Below are 17,758 nucleotides of genomic sequence, written 5' to 3'. Positions count from 1 at the left end.
TCAGGCGCTACTGCGCTCGATCAGCTCGAAGCCCACGTCCATTCGCAGCGGCTGACGCGCAGCCGCTGGTTCAGCAATACGCGCCAGCAGCGCTTCGGCAATGGCGCAGCCGATACGCGCTCCGTCCACCCGTACGGTGGAAAGCGGCGGATGGGTATGCGCCGCGCTGGAAAGGTCGCCGAAGCCCATCACCGCCAGCTCTTCAGGAATGCGCAGGCCACGGCTGAGCGCCTCGGCTATCACCCCCTGCGCCACCGTATCGGAGCTGCAGACCACCACTTCGCCGGCCGCATCCTCCTGCAGCAGACGCGCCAGGCCTTCGCGGCCGACCGCCAAGGTCGCCGGCGCAGGCAGAATCTGCGCTGCAACCGGCGCCGTCACGTGCCCCTGCAGCGCGCCGACCAGACTGCGATAACGGCGCATACCACGCGGGTCATCGATGCCCACCGCCGAGACCCGGCGATAGCCCTTGCCGATCAGATAGCGCGCCACCGCCTGGCCCACGGCCTCGTGCGAAAAGCCGACCAGCATGTCCACCGGGTGCTCGCACAGATCCCAGGCCTCGACCAGCGGGATACCGACCCGCGCCAGGCGCTCACGGCTAGCCCGAGTGTGCTCGGTGCCGGTCAGCACGATGCCGTCCGGCCGGCGGCCCAGCACCGCCTCGAGCAAGGCTTCCTCCTACTCGGGGCTGTAACCGGTGAGACCCAGCAGGGTCTGGTAGCCAGCAGCTGCCAGCCGGTCGGTCAGCGCCTGCACGGTGTCGGCGAAAATCGAGTTGGCAATGGTCGGCAGGAAGATCGCCACCAATCGACTGCGACTGGACGCCAGAGAGCCCGCTGCGAGGTTGGGCACGTAGCCGGTCGCCCGTACCGCCTCCAGCACGCGCTTGCGTGTGGCATCGGTGACCACTTCGGGGCGACCCAGTGCCCGCGATACGGTGATCGGCGACACCCCCGCCACCCTGGCGACATCGATCAGGGTCGGGGCCGCACTGCTGCGGATTCCCGCAGGTTTCCTGCCCATGTCACGCCTCCAGTCACTCGAGTGCCTTGCACAAGGAGGCACTTCACCTTGATCGAGATACGTTGTCATACAACTTTAGTCACATACGCCTCGAGAATGCCGGCGCAGTACCTGCCTGAAGCCAGCAGCGCATTTTCCGAATACGCTGTGCGAACACCAGAAATTACCGGAGTAGAGCCTACCGAGCTGGAGTTTCACTGACCAGCTGTGGACACTTAACAGGCTGCACCAGCTCAGTGGCATGCACAGGACAGGGCTCAATTTCCCACCACTGTCACGTTGACATTGCCTGGGTTGCTGCTGATAATCGATGCAAGTCATACGACAACGTATGACAAACCAATAACAACAAGCAACAAGAGTCCAGGCCCCGCCATGACCACGATCTCCAGCGAACTGCGCCCCTTCAATCGCCTGCTGCTGACCGGCGCTGCCGGCGGACTGGGCAAGGTACTGCGCGAACGCCTGCGCCCCTATGCCAACATCCTGCGCCTGTCCGACATCGGCGAGATGGCCCCTGCTGCCGGCCCCCACGAAGAAGTGGTGCGCTGCGATCTGGCAGACAAGGCCGCCGTGCATCAACTGATCGAAGGCGTCGATGCCATCCTGCACTTCGGTAGTGTCTCGGTCGAGCGCCCGTTCGAAGAAATCCTCGGCGCCAACATCTGTGGTGTGTTCCATGTCTACGAAGCGGCCCGCCGCCACGGCGTGAAACGCGTGGTGTTCGCCAGCTCCAACCACGTCATCGGTTTCTACAAGCAGGACGAGCACCTCGACGCCAACTGCCTGCGTCGCCCGGATGGCTACTACGGTCTGTCCAAGTCCTACGGTGAGGACATGGCCAGCTTCTACTTCGATCGCTACGGCATCGAGACCGTCAGCATCCGCATCGGCTCTTCGTTCCCCGAGCCGGCCAACCGCCGCATGATGAGCACCTGGCTGAGCTACGACGACCTTACCCACCTGCTCGAACGCTGCCTGTACACCCCGAACGTCGGCCACACCGTGGTCTACGGCATGTCGGATAACCGCGATGTGTGGTGGGACAACAGCAAGGCCGCGCACCTGGGCTTCAAGCCCAAGGACAGTTCGGAAGTCTTCCGCGACAAGATCGAAGCGCAGCCCATGCCGGCCGCCGACGACCCGGCACGCATCTACCAGGGCGGCGCCTTCGTTGCCGCCGGCCCGTTCGGCGACGACTGAATACCGCACCGCGACCACCCCAAGCCATAACAACAAGTAGAGCGCCACTGCCATGACAGCCGAACTGATTGTCGATGCGCGCAACGCCACGGGTGAAAGCCCGGTGTGGAACGCTGCCGAACAGGCTCTTTACTGGGCCGACATCCCTGCCGCCCGCCTGCACCGCTGGTCCGCGGCCGATGGCCAGACGCAGAGCTGGCAGACCGACGAGATGCTCGCCTGCATCGCCATGCATCCCGCCGGCGGCTGGATCGCCGGCATGCAGAGCGGCATCTTCCACTTGCGCCCGCAAGACGATGGCAGCGTACAGAGCGAGCGCCTTGCGCCGGTCGAACATGCCCGCCCGCAAATGCGTTTCAACGATGGTCGCTGTGACCGCCAGGGCCGCTTCTGGGCCGGCACCATGCTGCTGGACATGGCCCAAGGCGCTCGCGTCGGTGCGCTGTATCGCTACGACGGCCAGTTGCAGCAAGTGCTCGACGATTTCATCGTGCCCAACGGCCTGGCCTTCAGCCCCGATGGCCGCACCCTGTACCTCTCCGACTCGCACCCGAGCGTACAAAGCGTCTGGGCCTTCGACTACGACATCGATAGCGGCACGCCGCACAATCGTCGCCTGTTCATCGACATGAAGCAGCACCCGGGTCGCCCGGACGGCGCGGCCATGGACGTCGACGGCTGCTACTGGATCTGCGGCAACGACGAAGGGCTGATCCACCGTTTCACCCCCGACGGTCGCCTGGATCGCTCGCTCGCCGTACCGGTCAAGAAGCCTGCCATGTGCGCCTTCGGCGGGGCCAATCTGGACACCCTGTTCGTCACCTCGATCCGCCCCGGCGGCGATCTCTCCGAGCAGCCACTGGCCGGCGGCGTGTTCGCCCTGCAGGCCGGCGTGTGCGGGATCGAGGAGCCCGCGTTCCAACCCTGATCCGACTCACCCCGGGCCGCTCGCGGTACCGGACTGCACTGCTGTTCACCAACAACAACAAGACGGAGTTTTCCGCATGAACCTCAAACGCAAGTTGCTTCTCGCCACACTTCCGCTAGCGCTCGGTCTGTCCTCCTTCGTACAGGCCGAGACGACCCTGAAAATCGCCGAAATCCATCCCGCTGGCTACCCGACCGTAGTCGCCATGGAAAACCTCGGCAAGAAGCTGGAAGCGGCCACCAACGGCGAGATCAAATCCCGCATGTTCGCCGGTGGTGTGCTCGGTTCCGAGAAGGAAGTCATCGAGCAGACCCAGATCGGCGCCGTGCAGCTGACCCGCGTCAGCCTCGGTTCGGTCGGTTCGGTGGTTCCGGCCACCAACGTCTTCAACATGCCATTCGTGTTCCGCGACGTCGACCACATGCGCAAGATCATCGACGGTGAGATCGGCCAGGAAATCCTCGACGCCATCACCAACTCCGACTTCAACATGGTCGGTCTGGCATGGATGGACGGCGGCAGCCGCAGCCTCTACACCAAGAAGCCGATACGCAGCATCGAAGACCTAAAAGGTATGAAGATCCGCGTAATGGGCAACCCGCTGTTCATCGACACCCTCAACGCCATGGGTGCAAACGGCATCGCCATGGACACCGGGGAAATCTTCAGCGCCCTGCAGAGCGGCGTGATCGACGGCGCCGAGAACAATCCGCCCACCCTGCTCGAGCACAACCATTTCCGCTCCGCCAAGTACTACACCCAGACCCACCACCTGATCCTGCCCGAGCCGTTGCTGATGTCCAAGACCACCTGGAACAAGCTGACGCCAGAACAGCAGGAACTGGTCAAGAAACTGGCCAAGGAAGCGCAACTGGAAGAGCGCCAACTGTGGGACGAGAAAAGCGCCAGCAGCGTAGAGAAACTCAAGGCTGAAGGCGTCGAATTCATCGAAGTCGATACCAAGCCCTTCTACGACGCCACCGCCCCGGTTCGTGAGAAGTACGGCGCGCAGTTCGTTGAACTAATTCAGCGTATCGAAGCCGTTCAGTAATCCACGCGCAAGCGCGCGGCGCCGGCACCTCGCCTGCGCCGCGCAACCGGTGAAGTCTCATGAAAAACCTGGTTCTGGGCGTCAATGACGCCATCTACCGTGCCTGTATCGCGACCGCCGGCCTGGCGATCGTGATCATGGCTTTGATTATCCCCTGGGGCGTATTCAGCCGTTACGTGCTGGGTCAAGGACTGGGCTGGCCCGAGCCTATTTCAGTGCTATTGATGGTGCTGTTCACCTTCATCGGTGCCGCTGCTGGCTACCGTGCGGGTGCCCACATGGCTGTGACCTCACTGACCGATCGCCTGCCACAAGCACTGGCACCGCTGATCACATTGTTCGTGCGCCTGATCATGGGCGGCATCGCACTGTTCATGCTGATTTGGGGTTACAAGCTCTGCGTAGCGACCTGGAACCAGTACCTCAGCACCCTGCCCTCGGTACGCGTCGGCATCAGCTACATGCCAATCCCGGTGGGCGGTTTCATCACCCTCCTGTTCGTCATCGAACAACTGCTGTACGGCGATCAACATAAGCGCCGCGTCGTCGACTACGAGAACTGCGAAGATTCCAAGGAGGCCGCATAAATGGATGCCGCCATTCTTTTGGGCAGTTTCATTGTCCTTATCCTGCTACGCGTCCCCGTTGCTTATTCGCTTGGCGTTTCCGCACTGATCGGCGCCTGGTGGATCGATATCCCCTTGCACGCGGTGATGATCCAGATCGCCGGTGGCGTGAACAAATTTTCCCTGCTGGCCATTCCGTTCTTCGTCCTGGCCGGCGCGATCATGGCCGAAGGTGGCATGGCCCGGCGCCTGGTGGCGTTTGCTGGGGTGTTGATCGGCTTCGTCCGCGGCGGCCTGTCACTGGTCAACATCACCGCCTCGACCTTCTTCGGCGCCATCTCCGGCTCATCCCTGGCTGATACCGCTTCGGTCGGCTCGGTGCTGATCCCGGAAATGGAAAAGAAGGGCTATCCGCGTGAGTTCGCCACCGCCGTCACCGTCTCCGGTTCGGTACAAGCGCTGCTCACCCCGCCCAGCCACAACTCGGTGATCTACTCGCTGGCGGCCGGTGGCACCGTATCCATCGCCGCGCTGTTCGTGGCCGGTATCGGCCCGGGTCTGCTGATGAGCGTAACCCTGGCCACGCTGTGTCTGTGGTTCGCCAAGAAGCGCAACTACCCCAAGGGCGAAGTGATTCCGCTACGCCAGGCGTTGAAGATCTGCGTGGAAGCGCTGTGGGGCCTGATGACCATGTTCATCATCCTCGGCGGCATCCTCAGTGGCGTGTTCACCGCCACCGAATCGGCGGCTGTCGCGGTGGTCTGGGCGTTCTTCGTGACCATGTTCATCTACCGCGACTACAAGTGGCGTGAACTGCCGAAGATGCTGCACCGCACGGTGCGCACACTGTCGATCGTGATGATCCTCATCGCCTTCGCCGCCAGCTTCGGCTACATCATGACCCTGATGCAGATTCCGTCGAAGATCACCACTGCGTTCCTGACCTTCTCGGACAACCGCTACGTGATCCTGATGTGCGTCAACTTCATGTTGCTGGTGCTGGGCACGCTGATGGACATGGCGCCGCTGATCCTGATCCTCACCCCGATTCTGCTGCCGGTGGTGACCTCCTTCGGCGTCGATCCGGTGCACTTCGGCATGATCATGCTGGTCAACCTCGGTATTGGACTGATCACGCCACCGGTAGGTGCGGTACTCTTCGTTGGCGCCGCGATCGGCAAGGTCACCATCGAAAACACCGTGAAGGCGCTGCTGCCGTTCTACATCGCGCTGTTCGCCGTGCTGATGGCCGTTACCTACATCCCTGCCATTTCGCTGTGGCTGCCCAGCGTCGTGCTCTGATTCAGTGATCGCATGCGCTGACTAGCCGCCCCGCTTGCGGGGCTACCTCATCCAACCCGAGCCGCCGCCTGGCGGCTCTCGCTTTATAAGGACGTATCGCCCTGCCATGTCAGCAACCCCGTTCCCCCGGCATATCGCTGCGCTGATCCTCGCCACCCTGGCCTGCTCCTTCGCCGGCAACCACATCGCCGCGCGTATCGCCTTCGACCACGACACCGGTCTGCTGATGGCCATGCTCTGCCGCTCCGGGGGCACCCTGCTGGTGCTCGCCGCTCTGGTGCTGTGGCAACGCGACTCGCTGCGCCTGAGCCGCGCCACATGGATCTGGCAATTGGTGCTGGGGCTGTTGATCGCGGTGCAGAGCTTCTGCATCTATTCGGCCGTGGCACGCATTCCGGTAGGCCTGGCGCTGCTGGTGGTGAACCTCTCGCCGATTCTCCTGGCGCTGCTCACCTGGGCGCTCGGTGGCGCGGCGCCAAGCGGCCGCGCCGCGATGATCATGGGCCTGATTCTGTTCGGTCTGGTGCTGGTGCTGGACGTGCCGGCGCGCCTGTCCGGCGAGGCTCAGCTCGACGCACGCTGGATCGAAGGGGTGTTGTTCAGCCTGACTGCGGCGGGGGTATTCGCCGTTGCGCTGTGGATTACCGAGCATCGACTGTCGGTCATGCCCGGGCGGGTGCGCAGCATGCTGACCATGGCGGTGGTATTCAGCGCCTCGGCCCTGGCCGGCGCCAGCGGTGCGCTGCCCGGCGGCCTGGGCCTGCCCAACGCGGCGGCCGGCTGGGTCGCCCTGGCATGCCTGGTGCTGCTCTATGGCACGGCGTTCTCGATGCTGTTCATCCTGATGCCGCGCCTGGACATTGCCCGCAACGCGCCGGTGATGAACATGGAGCCGGTGGCCGGCATGCTGCTGGGCTGGCTGGTGCTCGGCCAGTTGCTCGGCCCGCTGCAGGTGCTCGGCGGGCTGATCGTGGTGGGCGGGATTGTCTTGCTGGCTTACCGTCGCTAGCGGCTGCTCAGCCGTGCAGCGCTTCGGCCTCGGCCGCTTCGTGCGCCTGACGCAGGCGCTCGCGGCTGTTGGTCAGGTGCAGACGCATCGCTGCCCGCGCCGCCTCGGCATCCTGGCGCGCGATGGCTTCGAAGATCTGCTCGTGCTCACGCTCCAGACGCGCCATGTAGTGGGTCTGATCGTCACGCGCCAGGCTGGCGGAATTGACCCGGGTGCGCGGGATGATGCTGGTACCCAGATGACTGAGAATATCGGTGAAGTAGCGGTTGCCGGTGGCCTCGGCAATGCGCAGATGGAACTGGAAGTCCGAGGAAACCGCGTCGCTGGCATGCATCGCGCTCTCGTTGATAGCATCCAGCGCCTCGCGAATGGCCTTCAGCTGCACATCATTACGACGCTGAGCCGCCATTCCGGCAGACTCCACCTCGAGGCTGATACGCAGTTCAAGAATGGCCAGCACGTCGCGCAACGTGACGATGGTCGCCGGGTCGATGCGAAAACCACTGGCACTGGGCGTATCCAGCACGAAAGTGCCGATGCCATGACGAGTCTCCACCAGACCTGCGGCCTGCAAGCGCGACAAGGCCTCGCGCACCACCGTACGGCTGACGCCCTGCTCTTCCATGATCGCCGACTCCGTCGGCAGCTTCTCACCGCGCTTGATCAGCCCATCGCGAATGCGCTGCGACAGCTCAGCGACCAGCTCCTGGGCCAGGCTGCGGTGCTTGCGACGAGCACGAGGTTGAGCGTTTTGCATTTCCATGGTGGACGAGTTCTCGACTTAAGACTTGAGGCTTTGCCGTAATGATAGCCCAGCAGTTGTACGATGACACTATGAATTCCCGACAATTAACGCCCCAGGAGCGCCAAATGCCAACGACTCTGCTGACCCTGAGCGATAGCCTGACACAGTTGACCCTCGCCCCGGAACTGGGCGCAAGCCTGGTCAATTGGGTACGCCTCAGCGATGGCCGAGCACTGCTCCGCCACAGCGACGAGCAGGCGCTGACTGCCGCCAATCCCAGACGCCTGGCCTGCTACCCGTTGCTGCCCTGGTCCAACCGCATTGGCGGCGGTGGTTTCGCTACGCCCACCGGCTGGCAAGCGCTTGACGCCAACACCGCACACGAACCTCTGCCGATACATGGCAGTGCCTGGCAACAACCCTGGCAGATAGTCAATGCGACGTCCGACAGCGCCAGCCTGGAACTGCAGAGCCAATCGCCTTTTCCCTATCACGCCACTCTCCACGTACAGCTCACTGAGGGCCATCTGCGCCTGACGTTACAAGCCACCCATCTTGGCGAGCAGCCCAGCTGGTATGGACTCGGCCTGCATCCTTATCTGCCGCGCACTGCGCACACGCGCTTGCAGGTACAAGCAGGCGGCGTCTGGTTATGCAGCGAAGACAAACTTTCCAGTCAGTGGGTCGAATTACCGCACGCCTGGAACTTCGCCGAGCCCACCGTGTTGCCGCAGCAAGTTGTCGATAATGCTTTTACCCAATGGCCGGGGCGCGCTCGCATCATTCAAGCGGACGCGGGGTATCAGCTCGTCTGTGAAGCACAGGGCAGCGATGTGTTTCTGCTGTTCTGCCCAGAGGCGCAGAACTTCTTCTGTTTCGAGCCCGTCACTCACCCGGTCAACGCCCATCATCTAGCGGGGCGCCCGGGGCTAAAATTACTGGCAGCGGAGCAAAGTTTGCAGATGAGTTTCAGCCTGCACTACCAGGCGCTTGCCGGCTGATCACTGGACATTCAAGGGGCGTTGGCGATAATACGCGCCAGTTGCCCAATGCAACTTTTCTCGGAAAAAAGTTACAGATAGATAAGTAACTGAAGAGAAAGGAGAAAGATGCAAAGCGTGAAACTTTGCAAACTGTTCTCCCAGCCAACCATGGCGAAGCACTTTAGATTGATCCCTTAGCGCGACAGCGAAACCTGGTGTTTCAGCTGTCGCGTGGGTCGATCACAACCTACAGGTAAAAACAGTGACGAAAGACGAACTGCGCGCCGAACTCGAGCGCCAGGCGCAGCGTTACAAGGATGTGTACGGCGGAGAAGTCATCACCTACGCCGCTCAACCGGACCCCGACCGCAAACCCTGGCGCAAGAAGCCCAGCCTGCTCGACCAGGCCTTCGAGAAAGAAATCGAGAAAATCGAGAAAGAACACCAGGACAAGCAGGACGCTGCCGACGAAGCTGCCAGCTAGCGACACGCCGCCCCAGATTCACCCGCCCTGCAAAAAGGCTTTCTACCGTCACTCCCGCTAAGGCGGGAGTCCGATTACGCTGAAGTTATGGATTCCCGCCTGTGCGGGAATGACGAAGATTTCAGCGCTTGCCTAACGCTTCTTGCCACCCGTCAGCGAACCCAAAAGCCCCCGCACCAGTTGCCGGCCAATCTGGTTGGCGGCCTGACGCAGCGCGCTCTTCATCGCGCTGCCAATCAGGTCGCTGGCCATGTCGCCCAACCCCGGCTCCGCCTTCTGCTGTCCCGCCACCTTGGCTGATGCCTCACTGCGAGCCTGTTCGGCACGCGCGGTGAGCAGCTCATAGGCCGATTCGCGATCGACCGGCTTGTCGTAGCGGCCAGCTAACGGTGACTGGCGCACCAACGTCGCACGTTCGGACTCATTCAGCGGGCCGATACGCGACTGCGGTGGTGCTATGGCCACACGCTGTACCGTGGCCGGCGTGCCCTTTTCCTCCAACGTGCCGACCAGGGCTTCGCCAATCCCCAGTTCGGTAAGTACATTGAGCGTGCTGAACGCCGGGTTCGGTCGAAAACCATCGGCCACTGCACGCAGGGCCTTCTGCTCTTTGGCCGTGAAGGCGCGCAAGCCATGCTGGATACGCAGGCCAAGTTGAGCCAGGACATCGTCCGGCAGATCACTCGGCGACTGCGTGACGAAATACACCCCGACGCCCTTGGAGCGAATCAGCCGCACCACCTGTTCCAGGCGTTCCTGCAGCGCCTTGGGCGTCCCCTGAAACAACAGGTGCGCCTCGTCGAAGAACAATGCCAGCACCGGTTTGTCGGCATCACCGCGCTCCGGCAGTTGCTCGAACAGTTCGGCCAGGAGCCACAGCAGGAACGTCGCATACACCTTGGGCGCCTCATGAATCAGGCGGGAGGCATCGAGCAGATGCACGCGCCCGCGGCCATCGCGGTCAGGGTGTAGCAGGTCTTCGAGCTGCAACGCCGGCTCACCGAACAGGGCCTCGGCGCCCTGCTGCTCCAGCCCTGCCAGACGACGCAACAGCGCCTGCGCCGAGGTGCTGGTGAACAGTGCGCTGTCCTCGCCCAGCACTTGCGGATTGTCCTTGAGGTAGCCGAGCAGCGCCTTCAGGTCTTTCAGGTCGAGCAGCAACAAACCTTCGCGGTCAGCCACCTTGAACGCTGCGTAGAGCGCCGCCTGCTGGCTGTCAGTCAGCTCGAGCAGGGCGCCAAGCAGCAACGGCCCCATTTCGCTGAGCGTGGTGCGCAGCGGGTGGCCGCTCTGGCCATGCACGTCCCACAGCGTCACCGGATAAGCCTGCGGCTGATGGTTCAACCAGGCCATGCTGGCGATGCGCTCAGCGACCTTGCCTTGCGGCGCGCCGGCAGCGCCCAGACCACAGAGATCACCTTTGACATCAGCGGCGAACACCGCCACCCCGGCGTCGCTGAACGTCTCGATCAACCGTTGCAGGGTCACCGTCTTGCCGGTACCGGTGGCACCCGCAACAAGACCGTGACGGTTGGCCAGGCGCAAAGGCTGACCAACCGCCTGCCCCTCACTGCCGGCACCCAATACGAACTGTGAATTCAAAGGCATCTTGCCATCCCCTGGGTTAAAGCTTTACTGCAGATATGCCGATACAAACAGCAGAGCAACACCACTCCATCTGCCGCAACAGCCCGCGAAAACGCTCTTGCAAGCGCAGCCGTGGAATACAAGACTGGTTCCAGAGCCATCCGGACGCAAGACGACATGAGCAAAAACCTGCAGTTCAGCCACAAGATTCTGCTCGCAGCCTCCCTGGTGGTGATTGCCGCCTTCTCGCTGTTCACCCTGTACAACGATTACCTGCAACGCAACGCCATCCGCGAGGACCTGGAAAGCTATCTGCATGAAATGGGCAACGTGACCGCCAGCAACATCCAGAACTGGCTGTCCGGACGCATCCTGCTGGTGGAAAGTGCAGCGCAGTCGATCAGCAACGACAGCGAGCCCGATCGCGTGGTCAAACTGCTGGAGCAGAAGGCGCTGACCTCCTCCTTCGCCTTCACCTACCTGGGCACCGAAAGCGGCGGCTTCACCATGCGCCCGGACGAGCAGATGCCCGCCGACTATGACCCACGCAGCCGCCCCTGGTACAAGGACGCCCTGGCCGCTGGCGGCACCACCCTTACCGAGCCTTACGTCGATGCCGCCACCGGCGAGCTGATCATCACCATCGCCACGCCGGCCAGGCCGGCCGGCGTGGTCGGCGGCGACCTGAGCCTGCAAACCCTGGTCAACATCATCAACGCGCTGGACTTCGACGGCATCGGCTATGCCTTTCTGGTCAGCGCCGATGGCAAGGTTCTGGTGCACCCGGACAAGAATCTGGTGATGAAGAACCTCAAGGACATCTACCCGCAGAACACACCACGCATCAGCAGCGAATTCAGCGAGGCGCAGCTCGACGGCAACACCCGCATCCTGACCTTCAGGCAGGTCAAGGGCCTGCCCTCGGTCAACTGGCATATCGGCCTGTCGATCGACAAGGCCAAGGCCTATTCCATGCTCACCGAGTTTCGCGCCTCGGCCATCATCGCCACGCTGATTGCCGTGGTGCTGATCATCGCCCTGCTCGGCCTGCTGATCCGTGTGCTGATGCAGCCGCTGACCGCCATGGGCAAGGCCATGCAAGATATCGCACAAGGTGACGGCGACCTGACCAAGCGCCTGGCGATCCAGTCCAATGACGAATTCGGCGCCCTCGCGCGCTCGTTCAATCAGTTCGTCGAACGCATCCACAGCTCCATCCGTGAAGTGTCATCGGCCACCGTCCAGGTCAACGAAGTGGCCAAGCTGGTGGTCAACGCCTCCAACTCGTCGATGGCCAACTCCGACGAACAGGCCAGCCGCACCAACAGCGTGGCAGCGGCCATCAACCAGCTCGGCGCCGCCGCACAGGAAATTGCCCGCAACGCCGCCGATGCCTCGAATCAAGCATCGGATGCGCGTCATCAGGCAGAAGACGGCGGCAAGGTGGTACAGCAGGCAATCCGCTCGATGAGCGAGCTGTCGGACAAGATCAGCGACGCCTGCGCCAAGATCGAGATGCTCAACAGCAAGACCGTTGATATCGGCCAGATTCTCGAAGTGATCAAGAGCATCTCCCAGCAGACCAACCTGCTGGCGCTCAACGCCGCCATCGAGGCAGCTCGTGCCGGCGAGGCGGGACGCGGTTTCGCCGTGGTCGCCGACGAGGTGCGCAACCTGGCGCATCGCACTCAGGAGTCGGCGCAGGAAATCGAGAAAATGATCGAGGAACTGCAGGTCGGTTCGCGAGAATCGGTCACCACCATGACCGAAAGCCAGCGCTACAGCGAAGAAAGCGTGGAAATCGCCAATCAGGCTGGGGAACGGCTGGGCACGGTGACCGCCCGCATCGGCGAGATCGATGGGATGAACCAGTCGGTGGCCACCGCCACCGAGGAGCAGACCTCGGTGATCGAGTCCCTGAACATGGACATCATCGAGATCAACACCCTCAACCAGGAGGGCGTGGAAAACCTGCAGGCCACCCTGCGCGCCTGTGGCGATCTGGAACAGCAGGCCGCACGCCTCAAGCAGATGGTCGACAGTTTCCGAATCTGAAACAGCCAGTCACAGAAAGGGCGCCGCGGCGCCCTTTCTGGTTATCGCTCATGCTCAGGTTTGTCTTCGGCCTGCTCCTGCAGCTGACGCCACAGTTCGGCCGCCTCGGCGAACTCGGTCCCATCCTCTTCGCTCAGGGCATCGGGATCGTATCGCCGTACGCATCCTTCGCCTAGGGTCGGCGGCGCCTTTGAGGTGGCCTTTTCCAGTGGATCGGTCATGCCGTTCGAGCCTCCATCAGCTGACTTCCAGGGAGCCCTGCTCGTGCTGGGCAAACTCCTTGACGGCGCGCAACACGTCGCAACGACTGATCTGCCCCACCAGACGACCGTGCTCGATCACCGGCAAGCGCCGCCGCCGCCCCCGCAGAAAACGCTCGGACAACTCGATGATGTCGGCCTCGGGCGTCACCGTTTCCACCTCGGTGGTCATGTAAGTGCTGACCGTCCCGCCCGTCGCCTCGTAATAGGCCCCGGAGAGAATGCCACGCAGACAATCGCCCTCCGACAGCAGACCGATCAGATGGCCCTGGGAGTCGACCACCGGCGCCCCGGAAATCCGGTGTTCCAGCAGTCGGTTGATGGCGGTGAACAGATCGGTGTCCGACCTGAAGGTCACCAGATGGCGAGTCATGTAGTCGCGCACCTTGATGGACTTGAGCATGAGCGTTCTCCTCTGACGTACATCGGGCCGGCCCACGCAGCAAGATCAGTCGAACACCACCGTCTTGTTGTCGTGCACCAGCACTCGGTCTTCCAAGTGATAGCGTAGCCCACGCGCCAGCACCATCTTCTCCACATCCTTGCCCAGGCGCACCATTTCCTCGATATCGTCGCGATGGGTCACGCGCACCACGTCCTGCTCGATGATCGGGCCGGCGTCCAGCTCCTCGGTGACGTAGTGCGAAGTGGCGCCGATCAGCTTGACACCGCGCAGCGAGGCCTGGTGATAGGGCTTGGCGCCAACGAACGACGGCAGGAAGCTGTGATGGATGTTGATCACACGCTGGGCGAATTCGGCGCACAGCGCGGGCGGCAGGATCTGCATGTAGCGCGCCAGGACGATGACATCGGCCCGATGCTCCTTGACCAGACGCTCGACCTCGGCGAAGGCCGGAGCCTTGTCCCTGGGGTCGACCGGAACGTGGAAGTACGGAATGCCATGCCACTCGACCATGCTGCGCAGGTCGTCATGGTTGGCGATCACGCAGGGAATCTCGCAATCGAGTTCATTGCTGTGCCAACGGTGCAACAGATCGGCCAGGCAGTGCGACTCGCGACTGGCCATCAGCACCACGCGCTTCTTCTGCGCCGAATCGGTGATACGCCACTCCATGGAGAACTCGCGGGCAATGGGCGAGAACGCCTGCTTGAAGCCATCCAGATCGAACGGCAGCGAGTCGGCACGGATTTCGTGACGCATGAAGAACCAGCCACTCTGTGTATCGGAGTGGTGACTGGCTTCGGTAATCCAGCCGTTATAGGTCGCTAGAAAATTACTGACTTTGGCAACGATGCCGACGCGGTCAGGGCAGGAGATGACTAATCTGAACGTGCGCATAACTAAAACCCCAATGGCGGCGCAAAGTCGGCCATTCTAACGATATGCTGGCAAAACTGCAGCAGCCATGCGCCTGCAAAAGCCTGCGGCCGAGTGCTCAGAACGCGCACTATTTGAGCGCACCGACAACTTCATGACCTCGTTGCAGTAGCCGATTTAATTAAGCCTGAGCGACACAAAGGGTTGCATTGCATTGCGGTTATTTTGTGGCCTGCTGTTTACTTGTTATAAGTGCGTGACTATTATTAGGCCACTGTTGACTACCACAGACTTATTCACGCCAAGGTAATGCCCATGTCGCTGATCAACGAATACCGCAACATCGAAGAAAGCATCAAAGAGCTCCAAGAGCGTCTGAAGAACATGTCGCAAGACGACAAGCTGAAGAAAGAACTGGAATTCGAAGGCAAGCTGCGCACCCTGATGGGCGAATATCAGAAGTCGCTGCGCGACATCATCGCCCTGCTCGACCCTGAAGCCAAAACCGGCAAAGGCGTACGCGCCAGCAAGCCTGCTGCTGCCAAGCGTGCGCGCAAGGTCAAGCAGTACAAGAACCCGCACAGCGGCGAAGTGATCGAAACCAAAGGCGGCAACCACAAGACCCTGAAAGAGTGGAAAGCCAAGTGGGGCGCCGATGTCGTCGAAGGTTGGGCCACTCTGCTGGGCTAACTCCTGAGCGACACCCAAAACGCCAGCCATGCTGGCGTTTTTTATTGCCTATGTTTTTTTCAGACGTAACAGTTTTGGGCAATTGTTGGCATCAGCAACAACGCTAAGCGGGCGAAAAGTTCCCGGCCCCTGCATTTTTCTTATCAAAGCTGACGAGAACCATCGCCCCTGCGCATTGTCCTGGCTGTCTCTCTCCGGTTTAAACGCCTGCGGGACTCTCGGCAAAACGCGTCTGCAGCGCCTGCGCATACGCCTGCCACTGCTGCAGAAGTTGCAATTGGCCTGGGTTGCAGTCCGTGCGCAACTGCTCCAACGCCGCGTGAAATTGCGCCAGGGTATTGGGAGCACCGAACTCTGGGTCGCTCAGACGCTGCCGGCAGAACTCTGCCCAACGCTGAGATTCAGCCGCTGACAGACTGGCGGGGAAATTGCGCGCCCGATAACGAAACAACAACTCTGGCAGTCGCGCATCATCGAATGGCCATTTTTTGTCGTTGGCCAATGCCTCGGGTGGAGCGCTACGCACCTGCTCACACAAACGACGGTCACGATCACCGATAAAACCATCGTAAAGCTGTTGTTCGGGGTCGTTACTGCCTGCGAAGGCTTCTTCACGGTAAATGGCCGCTAATTTGTCCCGCCAAAGCGGCTGTTCATTCTTCAGCACTTCGACATTGCGCTCGCAGATCGACCAGTCCAGTTGCAGGCGTTGCCGATCCGCCTCGCGCAGTACCGCAAGCGGCGCCACTACCGGACAGCGATTGATATGCAGCAGCTTCAGCGGCACTGGCAACTCGCCCTCGGCGAGGTCCTCGCGGCGGGTGTAGAGACGACTACGCAGCGTATCGGCGTCCAGATTCAGCAAGGGCGACGGGTCGGCCTGCAGATCGCAGACGATCAGCGCATTGCGATTGCGCGGATGCCAGGCCAGCGGCAGCACCGGCGCCAGATAGTGGCGCGCAGCGGAGAAGCGTCCGGAAATGTGCAATAGCGGTTGTAACAGGCGAATCTGATCCAGCACTCGCTGCTTGCTACGCAGTTGGTAAAGAAAGTCGTATAGCTTTGGCTGCCGGTCGCGCAGCAGCCGCGCCAGACCGATGGTGGCGCGTACGTCGGACAGTGCATCGTGAGCCTGGCCGTGGTCGATGCCGTTGGCCTGAGTCAGCCGCTCCAGCTTGAGCGATACGCGCCCTTCGTCTTCGGGCCACTCGATTCCCTCGGGCCGCAGCGCATAAGCGGTGCGCACCAGATCGATCAGGTCCCAGCGACTGTTGCCGCCCTGCCACTCGCGCGCATAAGGGTCGAAGAAGTTGCGATAGAGGCTGTAGCGCGTCACCTCGTCATCGAAGCGCAAGCTGTTGTAGCCGGCGCCACAGGTGCCGGGCGCCGAGAGCACGGCATGCACACGGGTCATGAACTCGCCCTCATCCAGCCCCAACTGCTGCAGGCGCTGTGGATCGATGCCGGTCACCAGGCAGGCTGCGGGGTGCGGCAGGATGTCGTCGCTGGGGCGGCAGTAGATGTTCAGCGGTTCGCCGATCTCATTCAGCGCCTCATCGGTACGGATACCCGCCACCTGCAGCGGACGGTCACACCGCGGATTGATACCGGTGGTCTCGTAGTCGTACCAGAAGATGCTGGAAGTCATTGGCGGCTCCGTACCTGACGTAAAGTTGTCGGCAGTCTATCATCCACTTCCAGGCTCACCGCTGCGGGCCAAAGCATGAACCAGCGCACAGCTGCTGCAGCGCCAGGTGCGCTGCACTTGTGGAGCAAGCGCCGTAACCACTAGCATTGGCAGCCCCCCACTCTACATACAAGGATGCAACCATGAGTGACGCGATCACCCCCAATCCCTATGCTGCTCCCAGCAGCGATCTGCAACAAACGCCGTCGAACCAGACACCGAGCATCGAAGAAGCGCTGGCACGCGGCTATGACTTCAGCATCGGCGAACTGCTGAGCGAGTCCTGGAGCAAGGTCAAGGGCACCAAAGGCATCATCATCGGCGGCTTTCTGGTGTTCTACGTGGTGCTGCTGGCCGCCACCTTCATCCTCGGCGGCGTGGTCGGCATCTTTGGCGCCCTGAGCGACAACCTGTTTCTGGTATTCGTCGGCGAGATCCTGATTTCGCTGTTGGCCTCGGCCCTGGCCTACCCCTTCATGGCCGGCATCAATATGGTCGGCATTCGCCGCGCCGCCGACCAGCCGCTGAGCTTCAACGAGATTTTCAGCCACTTCGGCCGCACCGTACCGCTGATCATCACCGCCGTGGTGATGATGCTGCTGATCTACCTCGGCATCATCCTGCTGCTGATCCCCGGCATCTACCTGAGTGTGGCCTACCTGCTGGCCGTCCCGCTGGTGGTCGAGCGCGGCCTGTCGCCCTGGCAGGCCCTGGAAGCCTCGCGCAAGGCCATCACCCAGCACTGGTTCAAGGTCTTCGGCCTGTTCCTGGTGCTCGGCCTGATCGTCATGGTCAGCGCCATCCCGCTGGGTATCGGTCTGGTGTGGAGCATTCCGCTGATGGTCGTAGCCATGGGCGTGCTGTATCGCACTATCTTTGGCGTGCTGCCTGCCGCCCAATAAG

The 17,758-nt window shown here is 61.9% G+C and carries 17 protein-coding genes and 1 pseudogene; 11 read left to right on the top strand and 7 right to left on the bottom strand.

Annotated features, from left to right (window positions below; all coding sequences use genetic code 11):
* Nucleotides 1-1,026: pseudogene (locus BLR77_RS19225) on the bottom strand (LacI family DNA-binding transcriptional regulator).
* A gap of 375 nt (nucleotides 1,027-1,401) precedes the next feature.
* On the opposite strand from BLR77_RS19225, the gene BLR77_RS19220 reads away from it, so the two are divergent.
* From BLR77_RS19220 to BLR77_RS19195, 6 genes are all read left to right on the top strand, one after another.
* Nucleotides 1,402-2,229, top strand: coding sequence for an NAD-dependent epimerase/dehydratase family protein (locus BLR77_RS19220; RefSeq protein ID WP_074680818.1), 828 nt, complete (start codon nucleotides 1,402-1,404; stop codon nucleotides 2,227-2,229).
* 52 nt (nucleotides 2,230-2,281) lie between these two features.
* The gene (locus tag BLR77_RS19215; protein ID WP_074680816.1) at nucleotides 2,282-3,157 is read left to right on the top strand and encodes an SMP-30/gluconolactonase/LRE family protein; all 876 of its coding nucleotides are present in this window, start codon (nucleotides 2,282-2,284) and stop codon (nucleotides 3,155-3,157) included.
* 76 nt (nucleotides 3,158-3,233) lie between these two features.
* A complete protein-coding gene (locus tag BLR77_RS19210; protein ID WP_074680814.1) occupies nucleotides 3,234-4,208 on the top strand; it encodes a TRAP transporter substrate-binding protein in 975 nt (324 codons plus the stop codon).
* 59 nt (nucleotides 4,209-4,267) lie between these two features.
* A complete protein-coding gene (locus BLR77_RS19205) occupies nucleotides 4,268-4,795 on the top strand; it encodes a TRAP transporter small permease (RefSeq protein ID WP_074680812.1) in 528 nt (175 codons plus the stop codon).
* Nucleotides 4,796-6,076, top strand: coding sequence for a TRAP transporter large permease (locus BLR77_RS19200; protein WP_074680810.1), 1,281 nt, complete (start codon nucleotides 4,796-4,798; stop codon nucleotides 6,074-6,076).
* A gap of 106 nt (nucleotides 6,077-6,182) precedes the next feature.
* The gene (locus BLR77_RS19195) at nucleotides 6,183-7,085 is read left to right on the top strand and encodes an EamA family transporter (RefSeq protein WP_074680808.1); all 903 of its coding nucleotides are present in this window, start codon (nucleotides 6,183-6,185) and stop codon (nucleotides 7,083-7,085) included.
* A gap of 7 nt (nucleotides 7,086-7,092) precedes the next feature.
* On the opposite strand, the gene BLR77_RS19190 is transcribed toward BLR77_RS19195, so the two are convergent.
* Nucleotides 7,093-7,848: a FadR/GntR family transcriptional regulator gene (locus BLR77_RS19190; protein ID WP_074680806.1), complete on the bottom strand. Its 756-nt coding sequence runs from the start codon at nucleotides 7,846-7,848 to the stop codon at nucleotides 7,093-7,095.
* A 107-nt stretch (nucleotides 7,849-7,955) separates the two neighbouring features.
* Here BLR77_RS19190 and BLR77_RS19185 point away from each other — a divergent pair, with 107 nt between their 5' ends.
* Together BLR77_RS19185 and BLR77_RS19180 are read left to right on the top strand one after the other, a co-directional pair.
* Complete coding sequence (locus BLR77_RS19185; protein ID WP_074680804.1) at nucleotides 7,956-8,831, top strand: aldose 1-epimerase; 876 nt, start codon at nucleotides 7,956-7,958, stop codon at nucleotides 8,829-8,831.
* A gap of 244 nt (nucleotides 8,832-9,075) precedes the next feature.
* Complete coding sequence (locus tag BLR77_RS19180) at nucleotides 9,076-9,297, top strand: hypothetical protein (protein WP_074680802.1); 222 nt, start codon at nucleotides 9,076-9,078, stop codon at nucleotides 9,295-9,297.
* Nucleotides 9,298-9,429: 132 nt separating this feature from the next.
* Here BLR77_RS19180 and BLR77_RS19175 read toward each other — a convergent pair whose 3' ends face one another.
* Nucleotides 9,430-10,905: a helicase HerA-like domain-containing protein gene (locus BLR77_RS19175; protein ID WP_074680800.1), complete on the bottom strand. Its 1,476-nt coding sequence runs from the start codon at nucleotides 10,903-10,905 to the stop codon at nucleotides 9,430-9,432.
* Nucleotides 10,906-11,061: 156 nt separating this feature from the next.
* On the opposite strand from BLR77_RS19175, the gene BLR77_RS19170 reads away from it, so the two are divergent.
* Nucleotides 11,062-12,939: a methyl-accepting chemotaxis protein gene (locus tag BLR77_RS19170; RefSeq protein ID WP_074680798.1), complete on the top strand. Its 1,878-nt coding sequence runs from the start codon at nucleotides 11,062-11,064 to the stop codon at nucleotides 12,937-12,939.
* A gap of 41 nt (nucleotides 12,940-12,980) precedes the next feature.
* On the opposite strand, the gene BLR77_RS19165 is transcribed toward BLR77_RS19170, so the two are convergent.
* From BLR77_RS19165 to purU, 3 genes are read right to left on the bottom strand one after another with little or no spacing between them, the layout of a single operon-like run.
* Nucleotides 12,981-13,160, bottom strand: a complete 180-nt coding sequence (locus tag BLR77_RS19165) for a hypothetical protein (protein WP_074680796.1) — start codon at nucleotides 13,158-13,160, stop codon at nucleotides 12,981-12,983.
* A gap of 16 nt (nucleotides 13,161-13,176) precedes the next feature.
* Nucleotides 13,177-13,602, bottom strand: coding sequence for a CBS domain-containing protein (locus BLR77_RS19160; RefSeq protein WP_074680794.1), 426 nt, complete (start codon nucleotides 13,600-13,602; stop codon nucleotides 13,177-13,179).
* Nucleotides 13,603-13,647: 45 nt separating this feature from the next.
* Nucleotides 13,648-14,499 (bottom strand): formyltetrahydrofolate deformylase, encoded by an 852-nt coding sequence (gene purU, locus BLR77_RS19155; RefSeq protein ID WP_074680791.1) that lies wholly within the window; start codon nucleotides 14,497-14,499, stop codon nucleotides 13,648-13,650.
* Between the two features lie 294 nt (nucleotides 14,500-14,793).
* Between purU and mvaT the strand changes: the two genes are divergently transcribed.
* Entirely contained in the window at nucleotides 14,794-15,168 is a 375-nt protein-coding gene (mvaT, locus tag BLR77_RS19150) for a histone-like nucleoid-structuring protein MvaT (RefSeq protein WP_074680789.1), read from the top strand.
* 199 nt (nucleotides 15,169-15,367) lie between these two features.
* On the opposite strand, the gene sbcB is transcribed toward mvaT, so the two are convergent.
* Nucleotides 15,368-16,816, bottom strand: coding sequence for an exodeoxyribonuclease I (sbcB, locus tag BLR77_RS19145; protein WP_074680787.1), 1,449 nt, complete (start codon nucleotides 16,814-16,816; stop codon nucleotides 15,368-15,370).
* A 182-nt stretch (nucleotides 16,817-16,998) separates the two neighbouring features.
* Between sbcB and BLR77_RS19140 the strand changes: the two genes are divergently transcribed.
* Nucleotides 16,999-17,757, top strand: a complete 759-nt coding sequence (locus BLR77_RS19140; RefSeq protein WP_074680785.1) for a DUF975 family protein — start codon at nucleotides 16,999-17,001, stop codon at nucleotides 17,755-17,757.
* Nucleotide 17,758: the final 1 nt, after the last annotated feature.

The sequence above is a fragment of the Ectopseudomonas alcaliphila genome, assembly GCF_900101755.1.
GTDB classification, from domain to species: Bacteria; Pseudomonadota; Gammaproteobacteria; order Pseudomonadales; family Pseudomonadaceae; genus Aquipseudomonas; species Aquipseudomonas alcaliphila.
The sequence above is the reverse complement of the archived record's forward strand: the minus strand, read 5'-3'. Positions and strand labels throughout refer to the sequence as shown.

Bases quoted from the DNA above. Each gene is read 5' to 3' on its own strand.
- BLR77_RS19165 (WP_074680796.1), bottom strand. From the start codon at position 13,160: ATGACCGATCCACTGGAAAAGGCCACCTCAAAGGCGCCGCCGACCCTA.
- BLR77_RS19215 (WP_074680816.1), top strand. From the start codon at position 2,282: ATGACAGCCGAACTGATTGTCGATGCGCGCAACGCCACGGGTGAAAGC.
- BLR77_RS19205 (WP_074680812.1), top strand. From the start codon at position 4,268: ATGAAAAACCTGGTTCTGGGCGTCAATGACGCCATCTACCGTGCCTGT.
- purU (WP_074680791.1), bottom strand. From the start codon at position 14,499: ATGCGCACGTTCAGATTAGTCATCTCCTGCCCTGACCGCGTCGGCATC.
- BLR77_RS19220 (WP_074680818.1), top strand. From the start codon at position 1,402: ATGACCACGATCTCCAGCGAACTGCGCCCCTTCAATCGCCTGCTGCTG.
- BLR77_RS19175 (WP_074680800.1), bottom strand. From the start codon at position 10,905: ATGCCTTTGAATTCACAGTTCGTATTGGGTGCCGGCAGTGAGGGGCAG.
- BLR77_RS19170 (WP_074680798.1), top strand. From the start codon at position 11,062: ATGAGCAAAAACCTGCAGTTCAGCCACAAGATTCTGCTCGCAGCCTCC.
- BLR77_RS19200 (WP_074680810.1), top strand. From the start codon at position 4,796: ATGGATGCCGCCATTCTTTTGGGCAGTTTCATTGTCCTTATCCTGCTA.
- BLR77_RS19140 (WP_074680785.1), top strand. From the start codon at position 16,999: ATGAGTGACGCGATCACCCCCAATCCCTATGCTGCTCCCAGCAGCGAT.
- BLR77_RS19210 (WP_074680814.1), top strand. From the start codon at position 3,234: ATGAACCTCAAACGCAAGTTGCTTCTCGCCACACTTCCGCTAGCGCTC.
- BLR77_RS19190 (WP_074680806.1), bottom strand. From the start codon at position 7,848: ATGGAAATGCAAAACGCTCAACCTCGTGCTCGTCGCAAGCACCGCAGC.
- BLR77_RS19160 (WP_074680794.1), bottom strand. From the start codon at position 13,602: ATGCTCAAGTCCATCAAGGTGCGCGACTACATGACTCGCCATCTGGTG.
- BLR77_RS19185 (WP_074680804.1), top strand. From the start codon at position 7,956: ATGCCAACGACTCTGCTGACCCTGAGCGATAGCCTGACACAGTTGACC.
- mvaT (WP_074680789.1), top strand. From the start codon at position 14,794: ATGTCGCTGATCAACGAATACCGCAACATCGAAGAAAGCATCAAAGAG.
- BLR77_RS19195 (WP_074680808.1), top strand. From the start codon at position 6,183: ATGTCAGCAACCCCGTTCCCCCGGCATATCGCTGCGCTGATCCTCGCC.
- sbcB (WP_074680787.1), bottom strand. From the start codon at position 16,816: ATGACTTCCAGCATCTTCTGGTACGACTACGAGACCACCGGTATCAAT.